The organism is Nocardia sp. NBC_00416 (assembly GCF_036032445.1).
Taxonomy (GTDB): Bacteria; Actinomycetota; Actinomycetes; order Mycobacteriales; family Mycobacteriaceae; genus Nocardia.
In genome coordinates, this window is record NZ_CP107932.1 from 6134714 (window position 1) to 6153076 (window position 18363).

Sequence of the window (18363 nt, forward strand, 5' to 3'; positions counted from 1 at the left end):
CACGAGGAGGCCGCAGTGACGAGCCCGACCAGACGCAGCTCATTGTTCCGCACCAAATCCGTCGAGCAATCGATCCGCGACACCGACGAACCCGGAACGAAACTGCGCAAAGAACTCACCTCGTGGGATCTGGCGATTTTCGGTGTAGCCGTCGTCATCGGCGCCGGTATCTTCACTCTCACCGCCCGCACCGCGGGTAACGTCGCCGGGCCCGCGGTATCGCTGGCGTTCGTGTTCGCCGCGATCGCCTGCGGTCTCACGGCGCTGTGCTACGCGGAATTCGCCTCCACCGTCCCGGTCGCCGGCAGCGCCTACACCTTCTCCTACGCGACCTTCGGTGAGTTGGTCGCCTGGATCATCGGATGGGACCTCCTGCTCGAGTTCGCACTCGCGGCCGCCGTGGTGTCCAAAGGCTGGTCGCAGTATCTCGGCCAGGTGTTCGACCGCGGTGCGGCCGTGGTGGAGATCGGCGGCGCGGTCACGTTCGACTGGGGCGCGGTGCTGCTGATCGCGGTGCTCACCACCCTGCTGGCGCTCGGCACCAAACTGTCCTCCCGTGTCTCGATGATCGCGGTGGCGATCAAGGTCGGGGTGATCCTGCTGGTGATCGTCGTCGGCCTGACCTTCTTCGATTCCGACAACCTGACGCCGTTCATCCCGGAATCGGTGCCCGGATCGGAAGACCCGGGGATCACGCAATCGCTGTTCTCCTGGGCGACCGGTGCCGGTAGCAGCGACTTCGGCTGGTACGGCCTGCTGGCCGCGGCCAGCCTCGTCTTCTTCGCGTTCATCGGGTTCGATGTGGTCGCGACCGCCGCCGAGGAGACCAAGAATCCGCAGCGGGACCTGCCGCGCGGCATCCTGGGCTCGCTGATCGTGGTCACCATCCTCTATGTCGCCGTCTCGATCGTGCTCACCGGCATGGTCCCCTACACCGACCTCGCCGGCGAGGACGCCACCCTGGCCACCGCCTTCGCGCTGAACGGCGCGACCTGGGCCAAGAACATCATCTCCATCGGCGCGCTGGCCGGCTTGACCACCGTCGTCATGGTGATGCTGCTCGGTCAGACCCGGGTGTTGTTCGCCATGTCCCGTGACGGCCTCGCCCCCCGGGTGCTCGCCCGGACCGGCAAGCGCGGCACGCCGGTGCGGATCACTGTGATCGTCGGCGTGGTGTGCGCGCTGCTGGCCGGTTTCGTCGAGTTCGGCACCCTCGAGGAAATGGTCAATATCGGCACGTTGTTCGCCTTCCTGCTGGTCTCCATCGGCGTCGTCGTACTCCGCCGCACCCGCCCGGACCTGCCGCGTGGTTTCCGCGTCCCGTTCGTCCCGTTCGTGCCGATTCTGGCGGTCCTTTCCTGCCTGTGGCTGATGGTGAACCTCTCGGTAGAGACATGGCTGCGTTTCGTAGTCTGGATGCTGCTCGGTTTGGTGATGTACTTCGCATACGGCCGACGGCATTCGCTGGTCGGTAGGTCCGTTTCCGAACAGGAGTGATCGCGATGCCTCTATCGTGGCGGTGGTTCCGGCGCCGGGAGGACCCGCTCCTCCGCGGACCCGCGCCGGACGCGTCGGGTACCGACCTGGTGGTGGAGTGGATCGACGCGGTGACCACCGGCCTGGCCACCGCCCCGCCCGGCCCGCCCGAAGCCGCGCCCGCCCGGGTGTGCGACGGCATGTTCACCGCGGCGACCATCGTCGCGGTGCTGATCGAGAAGATCGCCGACCGCACCGAATACCGGGTCGCGAACAACCGCTGCATGGCCTCTGCGGTCGACTTCATGAAGGTCCTCGGGGAGGACACGCTGCGCCGCTACCGCATCCACGGGGTACAGCCGGTGGGCTGGGAGAACATGGGCACCGAGATGGACGAGGCGGCGATCGCCCGCCGTCTCGGCCAGCTGGGGGAGGCGCTGCAACTGGCACTGCTGGCGGTGACCACCGACTACGACCTCTCCGACGAGGTCCGGGAGGCGGCGGAGGAATCCGGACTGCTCGCGGCGGATGTGCTCGTCGAGGCCTGCCAGGCTATTCAGACAGACCCCACGGTGTGACTCCCACTCACGGGTATTCCGGTACGGGTGTACGAGTCGGTAGTGTGTGGTCCGCACGCCCCCATAGCCCAATTGGCAGAGGCAGCGGACTTAAAATCCGCCAAGTGTGGGTTCGAGTCCCACTGGGGGCACTGCTATGCCGCAGGTAGGGGGCTGTTTCTTCCGTCGTGTCGGCGTCTGAGCCCTGCTCGGTCCGCAGCGAGTCCGCGGCAGCCAGAGCGCCCCGATGCATCGAGTCCGCCACCGGGCCGAGATCGTCGTCGAAAAGATGGCCGTACAGATCGAGCGTCAGAGTTGCCGACCTGTGCCCGAGCATCCGCTGAACGACTTCGCGAACCTGATTGCGGTGTAGGCCAGCACAAACACCAGCGTTTGAAACCGTCCTGCCGCTAACGCCAGCCTCCGCACCTCGAGAGCGGCGGCGCATGCGTGCCGCCGCCACGCTACGACGCAACGCCCCTCCTCGCAGGCTCGTTGGGACCGGCATACCGGCGCGTCGGCGGCACTCTGGCGCCACCCGCTTCGGACCCGCGATGGTCGGGGGAGATAGCCCGGGTGTGCGCAGGCCACCATCCAGCAGGACCATGGCTCACTTTGCGTGACGCGGTTTAGATCTGAAAAAGAAACCCCCAGGTCAGGGGTCAGATCTGCGGTAGGTGCGTAAGGTTCCTGAAATAGAGTCCAGAGGTGCATGCTGACTAGCTGTCACTGTCCGTTTCGGCCGCCGCCCAGAGAGGGACGTACTGCATGTTCTTCTTCCCGGCGGAGGGATTGAACGGCACGATAACCCCTGCCTCAACAGCCTCGCGAATGTAGCTGGTGACTGTGCTGACAGCACGCTCAGGTAGCCCGAACCGCTCGCGCAAGCTCTTGTTCGTCAGACGCTCGGACTGAACCGACCGAAGGCAGGCATGCAGGTAGGTTGCTCGTATTCGCTCGTCGCGGCTCATCTTCTTGACCGGCCGGTGAGCGAACATCGTGACTGAGGTGTGACCTTCGGTCACCCGGATCAGGGGGGCGGGAAGCTGGTAGACCTCAATATGGAACGCGATGCGATCCCATCCGCTCCCGCGTTCTTCGCACAGGTGGCAGCGTCGCATCATGCGCGCGAGCTGCTCGTTTCGAGACCTGGGTGGAGCATCGATGAACCTCACCGGATCAATGAGGGGCTCGCCGGGGTTTGTGATCTCGATCCGATCGTCGTAGACCTCGACCATCGGTCCGGCTCCGGTGACAGAGAAGTCCTGATGAACTAGTGCGTTGGCAAGGATCTCCCGTATCGCTACATCAGGGTAGATGCTGACCTCTTGCCTCAAGGCTTGCTCGATCACCTCATTGGTTGGCAGCAGGTTGTCGATAAATTCCGTCACGCCCTCAAAGCCGCACGCGTATCCCCGGCCGCCTTCCAGCTCCCGCTCCGCATTGACCTTGCTCTTCCCCTTGTACTTGATGACGCGAGGCGCTTTGCGGGCGAGGGATGGGAAGTCCGACAAACGCTTGGCGAACAATAGGGCGCCGAGGTTGGTGATACTGAACAGACCAGTGCCATCCTGGACGACGAGCTTGTCGACCTCGAGGGCGTACATGATCTGATCCCGCCGTGCGGGTACGTCCTTCAGCTGCAGCCGAAAATAGACGTCATGGTCGAATAACGCCAGTACCTGTTCGTCTGTCAGTCCCTCCGCCGCCAGCCTGCCTTCGAACGGTGTGGCCTCGAGCGCCTGGTATAGCTGTTTGGCCTGGGCCGGGTGATCGTTCAGCTTCTTCTTGTGACTGCCGATTCGAATGTACGCGGTGCCAAGGAACTGAACTGGGTACTGACATGCTGGCGGAATTTCGAGGACCGCGACCTTCTTCCCGTCTACTTCTCCAGACATGTACTTGACCCCAGGATCTGGTGACAGTCCACCAATCAGCCAGAGATGGAGGGACTGGTTGCCCTTCGTGGCCGACTCCAGGTCGAAGGACGTGCCGATCACTGTGTGTGTCTTGTCTTCGATGCCCCAAACCAGGTACGCCTTGGACACGGCATGAAGTGCCGCAGCATTCGACAAGGCGGAGATGTACTGGCCGATCTGTTCCGGATCGGCGAGATTGGACTTGAACTCCAACCACTCTCGCTCGACAGGCTGGCTGGTCAACTGCTTGATCAAACCAGCGAAGTTCGTCATCACGACATCTCCTGAAGAAGACGGGGGCGCACGGAGATACAACCTACCGGCATGACTGGAGTGGAACACGCATGCGCGGAACTGATCGAACGCGAACAGCTCCAGCCCGCAACGAGTTCGCAGCCATGACAAGTCCAACTAGCCAGCGCAACGTCAGCGACGGGTGGGTCCGCAGGTCGCGCCGCGATGCCAACAACCACCAATGATCCAGTGAAATGCGACTATTCGGCTCAGTGACCTTGAATCCGCCAGTGTGGGTTCGAGTCCCACTAGGGGCACTGCTATGCCGCAGGTAGGGGCTGTTTCAGGTGGCGGGGCCGGGTCGGGAGCGCGGACGGTTCGACAGTGGGCACGCAGCAGCCCGCTCCGGCGTCCTGAGTCCGGAGCAGGCTGCGTTGGGGCGATCGCGGTCAGTCCGGAGGTCTGGGCAGGGTCACCGCCATCACGAAGACGACGATTCCGAGGGCCGCCAGCACGGCCAGGGGCGGACTCCAGATCACGACTCGGCTCCGAACGCGGTGCGCGGAGTCGTCCTCGGATACGTCCGTGCTCCGGTGATCAGTTCGGCTACTCCCGTTATCACCCACCAAGGCGCGTCGGGCTCGAGTGACCCCAGGTGCGGAATCACCACCGCCTCGGCGACGCGTTCCAGCGCGTACTGGACAGCGATCAGGGCTGCCAGCGCGGCCCGGGCATCTGTTCTCACCGTGTAGACGATCTGCAAGCTGTTCTGCTGGACCAGTGCTTCGAACTCGGCTGGGGCGTGGGCGGTATGCAGCAGCGCCACCGCCCGCTTCACGACCGGTCCTCCACAGGTGTGCCCGGCGCCTGAATATCCATCCACGGCCCGCTGTTCGGCCCGCGAAGCTCTTGTCGTTCCACTGCGTTCTCGCTCCTTCGCTCGATTGCCCGGAATGAACCCGACGCCGAGGAAGCCGGGTATACGGCGCATCTCGTCGGCGGGCACCTGAAGCTTGACGTTCGGGGCCTTGGAAAACGACGTCGAAAGGGGCGTCGATCAGGTTCCGAAAGGGGGCGACATTTAGGCGTCTGAACCGTTATCGTTTGCGCATGAGGACGGGACCCAACACGGCGTTGCGAGCAGCCAGGAACGCCCGGCTGATGAGTCAGGACGATCTGGCTCGCGCGCTACGCGAGGCGGGTTGTGTCAGTGCGACCAAGCGATTGGTGCAGCGGTGGGAAGCCGGCCATACCGCCAATCCGCGTCCCGTGCACGCTCGGGCGCTGGAAAAGGTGATGGGGTTGCCGATCGAGACGCTCGGCTTCGGTGCGGTCATGGCGGGCCGCAGCCTTTCGGTAGCCGATGACGGCGGACGGGAGGTCGAATCAGTTATAGGAGAAGTGTCCTTGGACCAGTACGCGAGCGCGGGTGGGGTCCGCCCGCGCCCACCGGGAAACTACGCCGGGGTGTGGCTGTCGCGGTACGAGTACTACTCGAGCGGCCGGGACGCGACGTTCACTGCGGCCCACTACATCGTCATCCTGCAGCACGACGACCGTCTCACCGTTCGCAGCCTGCCGGGGTCCTCACCCTCGTCGTTGGAAATGGATCTGACCGTGGACGGGCATATCGCCACAGGTGTTTGGAGCGAGCGCACTGCCCCACAGGGCTATTACCGGGGCGCGCGCTATCACGGCTCCATCCAATTGCTGGTGGAGCTGACCGGCAACCGGATGGCCGGGAAATGGGTGGGGTTCGGCAAGAATTTCGAGATCAATACCGGTCCGTGGGAACTGGTGATGCAGGAGTCTTCGACTGCGAAGGCGGCTATAGACGCATACAACCGTCCGCCTCCGCTCGATGATTGAGTGATGCCGGACTCACGCGTCGGGCAGGAGCCGATGGCGCTACCGTCCTGGCTCTGTTCACCGACGCAGTCGACGATCGCATCTGCGGTCCGGTCGGGCCCCGATTGGAGCGTACGCGGGCCTGCGCACCTCCCATTGGTGGCGTGATGGCGGTGCGCGGGGCCACATCGGCCTTCTTTCGACCTATCAGGGAATTCGCGCTCATGGATCCGAACAACAACCTGCTCCGCTTCGGGCGGCGCGACTGAGCGGCGCGGCGATGCCGCCGAATCCGGTGCCTAGTCGGGCGTCATGGCGCGTTGGACACTGTGGCGGAGCAGGGCGCGCCGCTGCTCATGTAGTTCCGGGGGTTCCTGCGCGGTGGCCGCGTAGACGTTGCTGACCGGTGACCATGCCATGGACATGGCGATGACCATGGCCATGATGTCGAACGGGTCGCCCCGGCGCACCAGTCCGGCCGCTTGCGCGTCGGCGATCGCCCGCAGTTTGTTGTCGTCGAGGCGGTCGGGTTCGTCGACGAGGTGACCGGTCGGGCGTCGCTCCAGCCGAGCCCAGGTGGCGAGACGGATGAGGTCCGGGCGCTCGAGGTACTCGTCGTAGAGGCGAACTGCCCAGTCGGCCAGGTCGGCGGCGTCGATCGGGACGACGTTCACTATCCGTTCCAGCGAGCCGAAGAAGATGGCGTCGAAAAGCCGTTCTTTGCTGCCGAAGTAGGCGTACAGCTGCGCCTTGTTCGTCCGAGCGCCGGTGATGATTCGTTCGATACGGGCGCCGGCGATCCCGTGCTCGGCGAATTCCTGGGTGGCCACCTCGAGGATGCGCTGGTGCGTCGCCGCGCCGCGCGATGTCTGGGGCTGCTCGGGCATGGTGTCCAACCTAGCAAACGGAACAGTTAGTTTGCCGATTCGTATGCGCGCCCCTACCCTGGATATAGACAGAACAGTCTGTTTGGAGGAGTGGTTATGCGAACAACGTTCGGTTGGCAGGCGATGGGGTCGCCGACGGCGCTGCGGCGCACGCTCTTGGAACGACGCGACCTGCGTCCCGACGATCTCGCGGTCCGCGTGGACTATTGCGGTGTATGTCATACCGATCTGCACGCGGTCCGCGAGCACGACGGGGCCGGTGGCGCGCCCCTGGTGCCGGGGCACGAGTTCACCGGTGTCGTCACCGAGATCGGCCCGGCGGTCACCGAGTTCACCGTGGGCGACTCGGTGGCGGTGGGCAATATCGTCGACTCGTGTGGTGACTGCGCCATGTGCCGGGCCGGTCAGGAGAACTTCTGCCACGCCTTTCCGACCCTGACCTATGGCGGAGTCGACGCGAGAGACGGTTCCACGACGGTGGGCGGCTACTCGCGCGAGTACGTCGTCCGCGACCGGTTCGCCTACCATCTGCCTGCCGGCCTCGAACCCGCTGGTGCGGCTCCGCTGCTGTGCGCCGGGATCACCGTCTGGGAACCCCTGAACGCGCTCGGAGTGGGCCCGGGGGCCCGTGTCGCCGTGGCCGGGTTGGGCGGTCTCGGGCATCTCGCGGTGAAAATGGCAGTGGCGCGTGGCGCCGAAACGTCGGTCTTCAGCCGTTCACCGGACAAGATGGACGACGCCCGGGCCCTCGGTGCCCACGATCTCATCGTCTCCACGGACCCGGAACAGCTTGCCGGCGTGCGCGATCGGTTCGATGTCGTCATCGACACGATCTCGGCCCCGCACGACCTCAGCCCTTATCTGCGCTCGGTCGCTATGGACGGGACACTGAGTCACCTCGGCCACCTCGGCTCGATCACCGTGGAGGTCATCGACCTTCTCATCGGCCGCAAGAGGCTCAGTTCCGCGGGCAGCGGTGGCAGACCCGCGACGGCCGCCATGCTGGAATTCTGCGCCGCCCAGGGCATCGCCGCCGATATCGAACTGCTGCCCTCTGCCCGCGTGAACGAGGCGCTCGACCGCCTCCTGCGTAACGATGTCCGCTATCGCTTTGTCCTCGATATGTCCGATCTGGATGACGGTCTGTGCGATCGTGGTCAGGCCTGAGACACGGTTTCGGCCGGGCAGCTGGAACTGCCGTGGAGAACTTGTATGACCGCGCGGGGTCCGCTGGTCGAGTCGCATGCGCGGCGAACGGATTCAGCCTTCGGGAAATGAAAGGTGAGTGTGCAACACGTCGCACGCAGCTGTCGATGAGACAGCGGGTCCGTAGCGGCGGGCCTGCATCCTTCTGCGGAAGTCGCGTTAAAAAATGCCTCGAGTTTCTCGTATCACCTTCGGCGCCTTGATGTTCGCGGGATGTGTCGCGCCGGTGGGTTCGGCCGCCGCGGAATCCGTGGCCGCACCTGTTGCTGCGACGTCGTCCGCGACCTCGGTGGGTTCCTCGTCGGCAGATGTGTTCTGCGTAGTCGTCAGATTTTTGAAGGGCGGCTGGGCAGGCCGGCAGACCGAATGCACTTTCTGATCGCTGCCCCCCAACTCGGCGCGCAGTGCCACGCCCTTCTGCGAAGAAGGTCAGCCCGCGTCACCGGAATGCATTCACCAACCACCTCTTAGGAGTTTCAAATGTCCGCATTGCGTGGAATCTTCGTCGGCGCCCTGATCGGCACCGCGACGCTTATCGGCGGCGGTGCCGCCACGGCCGCCCCCTGGTATTGGAGTCGCCTGCTCCGGCTGCGTCCGAGCCGGTTTCCGACAGCCTCTGCAACGCTAACGAAATCATCGGCCTGTGGTGCTTCGTCAACAGCCTGTCGGGATAGACGCGGGGTCCATGCGTGAGTTCGGCGTCGGGTCGAGGGTGGATTCGCTGATCGAGAAGTAAATCACCCCAGGCGCGTATCGACCACTGGTCGTGGGCTGTCACCGTGGACTCGCTCCCGGCGCGGCTCACGACCAGTGGTCGGCTCGCCGTGTCGCGGCCAGGACAGCTGTGGTGGCGCACAGGTTACGGGGGTGTGCGGTACTACGGTTCTGTGCAATCACCGGCGGAACCGACCGGCGACCGGACAAGCCGGCCATCGGTCAGGTTCAGGAGGTGACGACTTCGGTGCCCGATTCCTAGCCGCGATAGATCTCGACGTAAGCATTGGTGGCTATGGCGACGACGCCGGGACCCACACCAGTGCAGCCGGTGGTTATGCGCTGGCCTTCGGGTGTGAACGGGTAGCTGAGAACAGGATAGGGGCCGACACCGTACATCGGGAACGGGCCGCTGGCATAGAGACCGACGCAGTCGACGTGCAAGACGTAGTTGCTTCCCCCGTCGGGTCGGCACGTCGCCGACGCACCGAAAATATCTCGCTGGACGGTGCAATCCTGCGGCGCCGCCTGGGCGGCGCCGGAACCGATGATCGCTACGGCCGACAGGCCCGCCAAGCCGGCGGCGGCGACTCGTGCGGCGGCAAAAACAGTGTTTCTCATGGAACTCCCTCTGTGTCAATTGATCTTCGGGCACGAGCCGCTGAATGTTACATCGGCTGAACCACGGGGTCGGCGGGAACCAATAGGCGGCTGATCGCCTACGGAGACTGACCAGTTTTGAACTACTCGTGCCGCAATCCATCGCCGAGCCTGTTGCCCCGCCTGTCGCTACGACATGGGCCGGACATCGATGACTTCCTCGGAGCAGGTCGTCTGCCTGGGCTTCCAGTTCTGTGACGGGTGTCGAGGCAATGATCAACGGACTGTCAATTCCCGGTGGTATTCGGGGTACTCGTAACGGCAGATTGTTAGCCTGTCACAGCAATATATGAGCGTTGCGGCGAACAATATTGTCGTCCATAAGTATTGGCAATTCCGGGCAGAGGAACGGTATCTGATCATGAAGCGGAATATGTTCGGAGGCGCAATAGTGTGTGCACTCACTGCGGTGGCATTGGTCGGCACCGCTGGTTATGCGAATGCCAGCTGGGCCTGCGGCGGGGGCTGCGAGGGGAGCTATTGGCGCAAAGTGGGCACGGGGCGATACGAATTCCATATCGAAGACGCCAAGAAGGACGGGTACGGGGTCATGGGCTACATCCGCAAGAAGTCGAACGGCGGCATCGTGGAAGATAAGTACGTCGGGGGTGGCGCGGGTGCTTCCCTTACCTTCGTCCGCGAGTGGTCGGCCAACTACGTCACCCTGCAGCTGTGCACGGTCGACGGCTCCGATCACAAGCGAATCAATTGCACGGATCCCGTCGCCGTCGGTTAGCCCACCCGATGGCGGGCCGCAACTCACGGTGAATGTGTGGAAAGAACGTTGATAGCGGCCGCATCGACCACAGACCTGGTCCGAATCTCCCGGTGGGCGACATGCGCGTTCGATTCGGGTGGGTCGGCTCGCCTATACGGGGTACTTTCGGCCTATGACGGAACCGCCGCACAACTACGGGCGCCAGGACCCTCACCGGCAATACCCCCGGACGGAGGCTTATCCCCGGCAGCAGAGTGGTCGATCGCAGCCGCCGGAGTACGGGCAGCCACCGGAGTACGGGCATCAGCCGGAATACGGGCACCAGGTGGAGTACGGGCACCAAGCCGACCAGCCGGATCGGCAGTCGAACGAGCCGAAGATCAACCTCGGTCGGCTGTGGGCGGGCGGGGTCGGCACGGCCGTGGTCGTCGCGCTGGTGATCGTGGTCCTGATCATGCTGGTTCGCGGCATCTTGAACATCTCGGTTCTCTCGCCCGAGGGTGCGGGCGCTTACGGAACCGTGTCGACCACGTCGTATGCCCTGGCCGGCGGCGCGGCCGCGATCGCGGCGACCGGGCTGCTCAATCTGCTGCTGGCGCTGATGCCCAGTCCGATGCAGTTCTTCTACTGGATCACCGGGCTGGTCACCGCGCTGGCGACACTGTTGCCGTTCACCCTGGTCGCCGGACTGGACGCCAAGATCGCCACAGCCGTGATCAACCTGATCGCGGGCCTGTGCATCATGTCGCTGCTCGGCGGGGTCGGGTCCGGGGCGATCATCCGGCGTCCGCAGTCGCAGTACTGAATCCGGCTGTGCCCGGGCCGGAACCGGGCGCCGGGCAGTGAGAATCGGGCACTGAGGATGCGGCCGGGTTACCGCTCGTCCGGGCGCACCCGGACGAGCTGCTTGCCGAGGTCGGCCCCGTGAACAACTGTTGCAGGGCGGCGGGGGCATCGGCGAGACCTTCGACGATGTCCGCTGCCCAACACAGCTCGCCCGCCGCCACCCAACCCGCCAGCTGGGTGAGCGCGGTCGGGAACTCCGTGTGGTGGTTGTAGAAGCCGGATTCACGCCGAACGACCCGCTGTGGCGGGCCACGGTGTACGGGTCCGCTGGGTGGCGTCGATACCGAGCCACACCACCTCCACCAGGGCCGCACCGTTTGCCAATACAGGGAAGGGTCTAATGTCTTCGGCAAAGGCGTCGGCGGCCGGTCGCTCGCGGAGAACGATCTGACGGAAAGTCCGGTCGGTCATGGCGGCCGATGTTCACCACCGAAGGGCCCGTGTCGCCTCATTTCCGCGCCACCGACCTGCTGTCCGGCAGGCCGGGAGTATTGCGTTCACGGTGATCGCAACCCGTGTCGAATCGGCGATCGCGTCGTAGCCTCGAACTCCGGTCCAGGTTCGGGAGCACACCGTCATGATCAAGTTACTGATTTTCACCCTCGTGGGTCTCGGCGCACAGATCGTCGACGGCACGCTCGGTATGGCCTTCGGCGTCACCGCCACCACCCTGCTCGTCCTCAGCGGTACCAGCGCCGCGCACGCTAGTGCCGCCGTCCACTTCGCGGAGGTCGCCACCACGCTGGCGTCCGGGGCGTCGCACTGGAAGTTCGGGAACATCGACTGGAAGGTGGTGCTCCGGCTCGGTGTGCCCGGCGGTGTCGGCGCCTTCCTCGGCGCGACGGTGCTGTCCCGGATCTCCACCGAAGCGGCCGCACCGGTCACCGCCGGAATCCTGCTCGCGATCGGTGTCTTCCTGGTGGTCCGGTTCTCGTCACGGCCGCCGGTGGAATTCAAAGCCTCGGAGAAGACCGCGCACTCCGCGAAATTCCTGACCCCGCTCGGGCTGTTCGGCGGCTTCATCGACGCCAGCGGTGGCGGCGGCTGGGGCCCCGTCACCACCAGCACTCTGCTGACCACCGGGCGGAGCGCGCCGCGCACGGTGATCGGCTCGGTGAGCGCCTCGGAGTTCATCGTCTCGGCGGCGGCCAGCGTCGGCTTCCTGCTCGGGCTCGGCTCGGACTTCTTCGACAACCTGCTGATCATCGCGGGACTGGCGCTCGGCGGCGTGATCGCCGCTCCCGTTGCCGCGTGGCTGGTGAGCCGGGTGACCCCCGGGGTGCTCGGCACCGGCGTCGGCGGCCTGCTCGTGCTCACCAACGCCCGCACGCTGTTCAAATACTTCGATATCGAGGGCGCGCCCCGGACGATCGGCTATGTGGTGATCGCGGTGGTAGCGGTCGCGCTGACCGTGTTCGCCTGGCGCAAATCCCGGGTGGCCGCCGCTGAAGCCGCGGCGGAACCCGCCGACAGCACGGTGGCGGACGCCGCCGAAACCGCCACCGAACCCGCGCGGTCCGACGCCGCCGACGAGGGTTCGGCGGATACGGTGCAGGTACCGGCCGGATAGCCGCCGACCACCCGGTTCCGCTTCGCTGTGCGGTACCACCGGATGAGGGGACAACGCCCGGCCGCCCGGACTTCAGGTCCGGCGGGCGGGCGTCTTCAGGTGCGGTCAGTCCACGGGTGCGACGCGGATCAGATTTCCGTCCGGGTCGGCGACCAGGAATGTGCGTCCGAACACGGCGTCGTGCGGTTCCAGGACCACCTTCACACCCCGGCCCACCCACTCGTCGAACCGCTGGTCGATCGCCGCCGGGCCGCCGGGCACGTTCAGGCAGACCTCGCTGGTGCGGGCATCGGCCGGGGACTGCTGTTCGGCGTGGCCGCTCCACAGTGCCAGGTCCACGCCGCCGCCCAGGTCGAAGGTGATGAACCGGGGAGATTCGAACTTCGGCGACATATCGAACAGATCCGAGTAGAAACGGGCCGAGGCGGTCGCGTCGGCGACGTACACGATGAACATGTTCGGGGTCGGCATGGTGATGGACCCTATCGGTTCATCAGCGCGGAATCGGTGTCGGCAGACCGATCGGATGCGGGTTTGCGGCCGGGTGCCCACGCGCCCAGGACGAAGGCCATCACCACGGTCAGGATGCCCAGGGCTAGCGCGGATTGCTGGGCGCCGTGCACGAAGGCTTCCTTGGCGAAATCGGCCAGCGGGTCGGCGGCTGGGCCGGCCCGCTCGGCGACCTGCAGCGCCGCGGCCAGCGAATCGCCGACCGGGCCCCGGGCGGCTTCGGGGAGGCTGGGCAGCGCGGGCGCGATCCGGTCCGCGTAGCCCACGGCCAGAATGCTGCCGGAGATGGCGATGCCGATGGCCGCGCCCACTTCGCGGGACGCGTCGTTCACCGCGGACGCCACCCCGTGCTTCTCCGGCGGTGTGCCGTTGATGATCGCGGCGGTCGCGGGGGCGGTGCACAGACCGAGGCCGGTGCTCAGGATCAGCAGCGGCCAGAGCACATCTATATAGGTGCTGTCCACCGCGATCCGGGAAACCAGGATCAACGCGCTGCCGACGCACGCCAGGCCGATGAAAGTCGGCAGGCGCAGACCGAATCGTTCGGCCAGCCGCGGGGCGACGACCGAGATGCCGATGAGCGGTGCGATCATCGGCGCCATCGCGATCGCCGACATGAGCGGCGAATATCCGAAGATCAGCTGCATGTACTGGACGAACAGCAGGAAATAACCGAAGGCGACCAGGAACTGCACGCCCACGCTCACCGCGCCGCTACCGAACCCGCGGTCGGCGAACAGCCGTACGTCCAGCAGCGGATTCGGCACCCGCAGCTCGACCGTCGCGAACCCGACCGCGGCCAGGACACCGCCGCCGAAAAGGCCCAGCACCAGCGGATCGGTCCAGCCGCGCACCGGCGCCTCGATGGCCCCGACCACGATGGCGCCGACGGCGATGGAGGCCGTGATGCCGCCCCAGAAGTCCAGCGGCGGCCGGGTGTCGTCCATGGATTCCGGAACCGTGCAGCCCGCGATCGCCAGCACCACCCCGGCCACCGTCATCGCCAGGAAGATCGCCTGCCAGGACCAGATCTGCAGCAGCAGGCCGGATCCGAGGATTCCCAGCACGGCGCCGCCGCTGACCACGCCCGCCCACAATCCGACTGCCACTCCACGTCGTTCGGCCGGGAATCCGCCGGTCAGCAGAGAGAGCGTGGACGGCATGACCAGCGCCGCGCCGACGCCGGCGACGGCACGCGAGCCGATGATCCAGTCGGGCGAGTCCAGCAGCAGCGGCAGCGCGGACGCGATCGCGAACACCACCAGTCCGAGCACCATCATGATCCGGCGGCCGAACCGGTCGCCCAGAGCTCCGGAGAACAGGACCAGGCAGGCCAGGGCCAGGGTGTAGCCGTCGACCACCCAGGTGAGCTGCTGCTGGGTGGCGCCGGTATCGGCGGCGATCTCGGGGAGAGCCGTGTACAGCGCGGCCATGGCGGCGATGACCAGCGCGACCGCCATCGACGAGAGAGCCAACAGCCAGATATGGGCCCGGGACAGGCGCGTGGTCATCGATGTCATGGCCACCTCTCGACGAAGGAACAAGCAGTTGCTTCGCATCGATCAGAGCATAATTCGCAGGCCGGACGGTCGGTGATCTCGGTCACGATGCGCGGGCGGCATCGGACTGCCTGGTCACGGGCGGTGCGTGGTCGGCGCGCCGGGCGGGGTCCGCCGGTCGCGCCGGGCGGGTTCGCTCGCCGTCGCCACCGCGGCGGCGTAGCTACCCTGGGGCTGATGAAGGCAGATACCGCGCTCCTGGTCCCGGTCGCCGCCGAACTGGACGACATCACCTCTGTCGGTCCGGAGGACGATCCCGTGGACCACGGACCGACCGGGGCGGACATCGAATCGATCTGGGCGTCGGTGCGGGAGTGGTACCGGGTGGGCGCCACCCCGGCCATCCAGGTCTGCCTACGCCGCAACGGGAAGGTCGTGCTGAACCGGGCGATCGGCCACGGCTGGGGGAACGCGCCCGGCGACGATCCGGAGGCCGAGCGCATTCCGGTGACCACGGAGTCGCCGTTCTGCGGATTCTCTACCGCGAAAGGTGTTTCCGCGGCGGTGATGTACATGCTGATCGAAGACGGCGCGTTCGGTTTCGACGATCCGGTCAGCGACTACATCCCGGAATTCGCCGCCAACGGGAAGGCCGCCATCACCATCGGCCAGGTACTCACCCACTCCGCCGGCGTCCCGTTCGTCACCCGGCCCTACCGCGGGCACGAGATGGTGTTCGACGAGGAACTCTGTCTGCGCGGTCTGGCCGACCTGAAACCGAGCTATCCGCCCGGACGCTTCCGCGTGTATCACGCGCTGACCAGCGGGTTGATCCAGCGGGAGTTGGTGCGGCGGGCCACCGGGAAACGGATCCGGGATCACCTCGCCGAACGGGTGCTCGGGCCGCTGGGGTTCCGGTGGACGAATCTCGGGGTCCGGCCCGAGGAGGTGGACGCGGTGGTGCCGAGCGTGAAGACCGGGCCGCCGCCGTCGAAGATCGCATCGTTCCTCGCGGGTAGGGCGTTGGGCGGCGGGTTCGCCCCCGACGCGGTGAACCGGGATTCGAACCGGGCCTTCCTCACCGCCGAGCTGCCGTCGGGAAATCTGGTGACGACCGCCGCCGAGCTCTCCCGGTTCTACGAGATACTCGCGCGCGGCGGAGAACTCGACGGGGTCCGGATCATGCGCACCGACACCTTGCGCGATGCCGTGCGGCCCGCGCCGCGCGCGCCGGGTGTGGCGGGGCACGTGAGCCGCGCCGGGTACGAGTTGGGCGGGCACCGTTCGAAATTCGGGCGCGATACCGAGTCGCATTTCGGGCGTAGCGGTTTCACCACACAGTACGGCTGGGCCGACCCCGCGCGCGGTCTCAGCGGGGCGATCCTGACCAATGGGAAGTCCTCGCTGGACGGCGATCGCCCCTGGCAGCTGGTCGAGCAGATCTCCACGGCGTTCCGGCCGCTGCCGCCGGGCGACCGGGTCTTCGACCTCTGAGCCGATCCGCGCGTCAGGTCACGAGGGTGGCGATATGGTGCCGCAGTACGCGATCGGCCGTATCGCTCCCGCCGCCGTGCGGATAGACCAGCTCGAAGGCCAGGCCGCTGAGCAGGGTGACCAGGCGTTCCGTTTCTATTTCGAGCTCGGTCACCCCTACCCGCGCGAGGGCCGCGGCGACGATTGCGCGGCGCTGCGCCCCGGCGCCGGCCGCCTCGGCCTCCATGCCGTGGACCAGGCGGGCGCCGGACACCAGTTCGGTGCCCACCAGCAGTTCCCGGTGATCGACCGGTTCGAGAAGCGCGCGCGACACATCCTCCAGATAGGCGCGCCGGTCGGCCACGGAGACGGGTTCGCGATCCGCGGTGACCGCCGTGAGACGGCGATCCCGGCGTAGTTCGAGCGCTTTGGCCGCCGCCATGAGGAGGCCGTACTGGCTGCCGTAGTCGCGGCGCAACGTTTTCCCGTCGACTCCGGACCGGTCGGCCACGCGGCGCGGCGTCGTTTCGGTGACGCCGCGGGACGCGACCAGTTCGAGTACGGCGTCCAGTACGGCGTCCTGCTCATTGCGCACGATCGAAATCGCCTCTGTTCGAGAATCGTCCGGGCTCACCAATGCGTCGCCGGAACCCAGCGGGCGGCGCGGCGCAGTACTGTTCCGGTGCCGCGGATCGCGCGTGCTCCCGCGCGGGGCAGCGGGCCGGAGCGCCGCGCGGCGGAGGTGTCGCGCCGCGGCCGGGTGTCGTATTCGCCGGTGTCGTCATCGGGTGCCGGCTCGGCATCGCCGACCACGGTGAGGTGCGGCGCCACGTCCGGCTCGGCCCGTTCGCCGCGGGCGGCGGCGGAATCGGGGATCATCCGGTAGTAGCGGTGCAGGACCAGGTCGCGCAGCCGGGGGGCGAACAGCGCGCCGAATTCGCCCAGGGTGCCGACCGGGACATCGATGCGCCGGGGGCGTTCGGTAAGCGCCCGGACGATCGTCGCGGCCGCCCATTCCGGCGACTCGGCCCGGCCCTGGTTCCCGGTGGGGGCGATCATCGGGGTGCGCACCAGCGGCATGTGGATGGTGGTGAAGGTGACGCCGTCGGCCATGGTCTCGACGGCGGCGACCTCGGCGAACTTGTCCAGCGCCGCCTTGCTGGCCAGGTAGGCGGAGTAGCGCGGCGTGGCGACCTGCACGCCCGCGCTGCTGATATTGACGATATGGCCGAATTTCCGCTCCCGCATCTGCGGTAGCAGCGCCAGGGTGAGCCGCAGTGCGCCGAAGTAGTTCACGGCCATGGTGCGTTCGTAATCGTGCAGCCGGTCGGTGGAGCGGTGGATGGCCCGGCGGATGGAGCGGCCGGCATTGTTCACCAACATGTCCACCCGGTCGTGTTCGCCCAGCAGCTTGCCGAGCGTGATCTCTACCGACTCGGAGTCGGTGATATCGCAGGGGTAACCGTGGGCGGTACCTCCCGCGGCCCGGATCTCCTCGACGACCGCGGTGAGTTCGTCCTCGCGCCGGGCGAGCAGGAACACCACCGCGCCCTTGTCCGCCACCGCCAGCGCCGCGGCTCTACCGATACCGGAGGAGGCGCCGGTGATGAGGACGTGCCGCCCGGTGAGGTCGCGCTTGGTCCCGGATTCGCTCATGAACAGCCCCTTTGTGCAGGTCTTCTGGCCCGAACTTACTCCAAAGTAAGAAACGGCGCCAGGGTCGTTTCGTGTTCGAAAACAGGTTCGATTCCGCCTCTCGATATTCGAACATATGTGCGATACTTGGCCCATGACGGACGATCGGATGGCGGATATCTATGCCGCGGTGCGGCTCGGCGGCGCGAATCGGGAGGCGGCGCGGCAAGCGCTGCACCTACTGTGGGACCAGCTCGGAACGGACGGGGAACCGCTCTACCGGAGTGTGGTCGCCCACCATCTGGCCGATATCCAGGACACGGCCGAGGACGCGCTGCTCTGGGACACCCGGGCGCTCGACTCGGCCTTCGTACCCGGCATTCCGCTGGGGGAAGGGTTATTGGGGTTCCTGCCGTCGCTGTACCTGAGTCTGGCCGACAGTCATCGACTGGTGGGCGACTTCGACGCGGCGCGGATGCAGCTGGCGCTGGCCCGCGGACACGCGAACGTACTCGCCGACGACGCCTACGGGCGAGTGATCCGCGCCGGGGTGGACCATGTGGCGATACTGCTGGACGCCCAGTCCACCGAGCGGGTGGCCTGCTGACTCG

The 18363-nt window shown here is 66.3% G+C and carries 17 protein-coding genes and 1 tRNA gene; 10 read left to right on the forward strand and 8 right to left on the reverse strand.

What is annotated here, in order from left to right; genetic code table 11:
• Positions 1–15 precede the first annotated feature (15 nt).
• From OG804_RS26515 to OG804_RS26525, 3 genes are all read left to right on the forward strand, one after another.
• The gene (locus OG804_RS26515; RefSeq protein WP_328390995.1) at positions 16–1497 is read left to right on the forward strand and encodes an amino acid permease; all 1482 of its coding nucleotides are present in this window, start codon (positions 16–18) and stop codon (positions 1495–1497) included.
• Between the two features lie 5 nt (positions 1498–1502).
• The gene (locus tag OG804_RS26520; protein WP_328390997.1) at positions 1503–2054 is read left to right on the forward strand and encodes a hypothetical protein; all 552 of its coding nucleotides are present in this window, start codon (positions 1503–1505) and stop codon (positions 2052–2054) included.
• Between the two features lie 57 nt (positions 2055–2111).
• A tRNA-Leu gene (locus tag OG804_RS26525) sits at positions 2112–2185 on the forward strand.
• A 567-nt stretch (positions 2186–2752) separates the two neighbouring features.
• Here OG804_RS26525 and OG804_RS26530 read toward each other — a convergent pair.
• Positions 2753–4225, reverse strand: coding sequence for an ATP-binding protein (locus OG804_RS26530; protein ID WP_328398763.1), 1473 nt, complete (start codon positions 4223–4225; stop codon positions 2753–2755).
• Positions 4226–4721: 496 nt separating this feature from the next.
• A complete protein-coding gene (locus OG804_RS26535; RefSeq protein ID WP_328390999.1) occupies positions 4722–5024 on the reverse strand; it encodes a hypothetical protein in 303 nt (100 codons plus the stop codon).
• A gap of 272 nt (positions 5025–5296) precedes the next feature.
• Between OG804_RS26535 and OG804_RS26540 the strand changes: the two genes are divergently transcribed.
• Positions 5297–6055 carry a helix-turn-helix domain-containing protein gene (locus tag OG804_RS26540; protein WP_328391001.1) on the forward strand — a complete coding sequence of 253 codons (759 nt, stop codon included), beginning with the start codon at positions 5297–5299 and terminating at the stop codon, positions 6053–6055.
• Between the two features lie 278 nt (positions 6056–6333).
• On the opposite strand, the gene OG804_RS26545 is transcribed toward OG804_RS26540, so the two are convergent.
• The gene (locus OG804_RS26545; protein ID WP_328391003.1) at positions 6334–6921 is read right to left on the reverse strand and encodes a TetR family transcriptional regulator; all 588 of its coding nucleotides are present in this window, start codon (positions 6919–6921) and stop codon (positions 6334–6336) included.
• A 96-nt stretch (positions 6922–7017) separates the two neighbouring features.
• Between OG804_RS26545 and OG804_RS26550 the strand changes: the two genes are divergently transcribed.
• Positions 7018–8088: an NAD(P)-dependent alcohol dehydrogenase gene (locus OG804_RS26550; protein WP_328391005.1), complete on the forward strand. Its 1071-nt coding sequence runs from the start codon at positions 7018–7020 to the stop codon at positions 8086–8088.
• Between the two features lie 1011 nt (positions 8089–9099).
• Here the strand turns inward: OG804_RS26550 and OG804_RS26555 are convergent.
• Complete coding sequence (locus OG804_RS26555) at positions 9100–9462, reverse strand: hypothetical protein (protein WP_328391007.1); 363 nt, start codon at positions 9460–9462, stop codon at positions 9100–9102.
• A 430-nt stretch (positions 9463–9892) separates the two neighbouring features.
• Here OG804_RS26555 and OG804_RS26560 point away from each other — a divergent pair, with 430 nt between their 5' ends.
• The 3 genes from OG804_RS26560 to OG804_RS26570 all read left to right on the forward strand — a co-directional run bounded on the left by OG804_RS26560 (position 9893) and on the right by OG804_RS26570 (position 12635).
• Positions 9893–10237, forward strand: coding sequence for a hypothetical protein (locus tag OG804_RS26560; RefSeq protein WP_328391009.1), 345 nt, complete (start codon positions 9893–9895; stop codon positions 10235–10237).
• 154 nt (positions 10238–10391) lie between these two features.
• Positions 10392–11024, forward strand: a complete 633-nt coding sequence (locus tag OG804_RS26565; RefSeq protein WP_328391011.1) for a DUF6069 family protein — start codon at positions 10392–10394, stop codon at positions 11022–11024.
• A gap of 618 nt (positions 11025–11642) precedes the next feature.
• On the forward strand, positions 11643–12635 hold the full coding sequence (locus tag OG804_RS26570; protein WP_328391013.1) for a sulfite exporter TauE/SafE family protein: 993 nt from the start codon (positions 11643–11645) through the stop codon (positions 12633–12635).
• A gap of 105 nt (positions 12636–12740) precedes the next feature.
• On the opposite strand, the gene OG804_RS26575 is transcribed toward OG804_RS26570, so the two are convergent.
• Together OG804_RS26575 and OG804_RS26580 are read right to left on the reverse strand one after the other, a co-directional pair.
• Entirely contained in the window at positions 12741–13106 is a 366-nt protein-coding gene (locus OG804_RS26575) for a VOC family protein (RefSeq protein ID WP_328391016.1), read from the reverse strand.
• A gap of 11 nt (positions 13107–13117) precedes the next feature.
• Positions 13118–14656 (reverse strand): MFS transporter, encoded by a 1539-nt coding sequence (locus OG804_RS26580; protein ID WP_328391017.1) that lies wholly within the window; start codon positions 14654–14656, stop codon positions 13118–13120.
• A 225-nt stretch (positions 14657–14881) separates the two neighbouring features.
• On the opposite strand from OG804_RS26580, the gene OG804_RS26585 reads away from it, so the two are divergent.
• Positions 14882–16138 carry a serine hydrolase gene (locus OG804_RS26585; RefSeq protein WP_328391018.1) on the forward strand — a complete coding sequence of 419 codons (1257 nt, stop codon included), beginning with the start codon at positions 14882–14884 and terminating at the stop codon, positions 16136–16138.
• Between the two features lie 13 nt (positions 16139–16151).
• On the opposite strand, the gene OG804_RS26590 is transcribed toward OG804_RS26585, so the two are convergent.
• Together OG804_RS26590 and OG804_RS26595 are read right to left on the reverse strand one after the other, a co-directional pair.
• The gene (locus OG804_RS26590; protein ID WP_328391019.1) at positions 16152–16712 is read right to left on the reverse strand and encodes a hypothetical protein; all 561 of its coding nucleotides are present in this window, start codon (positions 16710–16712) and stop codon (positions 16152–16154) included.
• 35 nt (positions 16713–16747) lie between these two features.
• Complete coding sequence (locus OG804_RS26595) at positions 16748–17773, reverse strand: SDR family NAD(P)-dependent oxidoreductase (RefSeq protein ID WP_328391021.1); 1026 nt, start codon at positions 17771–17773, stop codon at positions 16748–16750.
• Positions 17774–17906: 133 nt separating this feature from the next.
• Here OG804_RS26595 and OG804_RS26600 point away from each other — a divergent pair, with 133 nt between their 5' ends.
• Positions 17907–18359 (forward strand): hypothetical protein, encoded by a 453-nt coding sequence (locus tag OG804_RS26600; protein ID WP_328391023.1) that lies wholly within the window; start codon positions 17907–17909, stop codon positions 18357–18359.
• Positions 18360–18363: the final 4 nt, after the last annotated feature.

Excerpts from the sequence above, each read along its gene's own strand:
- OG804_RS26520 (WP_328390997.1), top strand. The coding sequence starts at position 1,503 with ATGCCTCTATCGTGGCGGTGGTTCCGGCGCCGGGAGGACCCGCTCCTC.
- OG804_RS26570 (WP_328391013.1), top strand. The coding sequence starts at position 11,643 with ATGATCAAGTTACTGATTTTCACCCTCGTGGGTCTCGGCGCACAGATC.
- OG804_RS26545 (WP_328391003.1), bottom strand. The coding sequence starts at position 6,921 with ATGCCCGAGCAGCCCCAGACATCGCGCGGCGCGGCGACGCACCAGCGC.
- OG804_RS26585 (WP_328391018.1), top strand. The coding sequence starts at position 14,882 with ATGAAGGCAGATACCGCGCTCCTGGTCCCGGTCGCCGCCGAACTGGAC.
- OG804_RS26575 (WP_328391016.1), bottom strand. The coding sequence starts at position 13,106 with ATGCCGACCCCGAACATGTTCATCGTGTACGTCGCCGACGCGACCGCC.
- OG804_RS26555 (WP_328391007.1), bottom strand. The coding sequence starts at position 9,462 with ATGAGAAACACTGTTTTTGCCGCCGCACGAGTCGCCGCCGCCGGCTTG.
- OG804_RS26530 (WP_328398763.1), bottom strand. The coding sequence starts at position 4,225 with ATGACGAACTTCGCTGGTTTGATCAAGCAGTTGACCAGCCAGCCTGTC.
- OG804_RS26595 (WP_328391021.1), bottom strand. The coding sequence starts at position 17,773 with ATGAGCGAATCCGGGACCAAGCGCGACCTCACCGGGCGGCACGTCCTC.
- OG804_RS26550 (WP_328391005.1), top strand. The coding sequence starts at position 7,018 with ATGCGAACAACGTTCGGTTGGCAGGCGATGGGGTCGCCGACGGCGCTG.
- OG804_RS26565 (WP_328391011.1), top strand. The coding sequence starts at position 10,392 with ATGACGGAACCGCCGCACAACTACGGGCGCCAGGACCCTCACCGGCAA.
- OG804_RS26580 (WP_328391017.1), bottom strand. The coding sequence starts at position 14,656 with ATGACCACGCGCCTGTCCCGGGCCCATATCTGGCTGTTGGCTCTCTCG.
- OG804_RS26540 (WP_328391001.1), top strand. The coding sequence starts at position 5,297 with ATGAGGACGGGACCCAACACGGCGTTGCGAGCAGCCAGGAACGCCCGG.
- OG804_RS26600 (WP_328391023.1), top strand. The coding sequence starts at position 17,907 with ATGACGGACGATCGGATGGCGGATATCTATGCCGCGGTGCGGCTCGGC.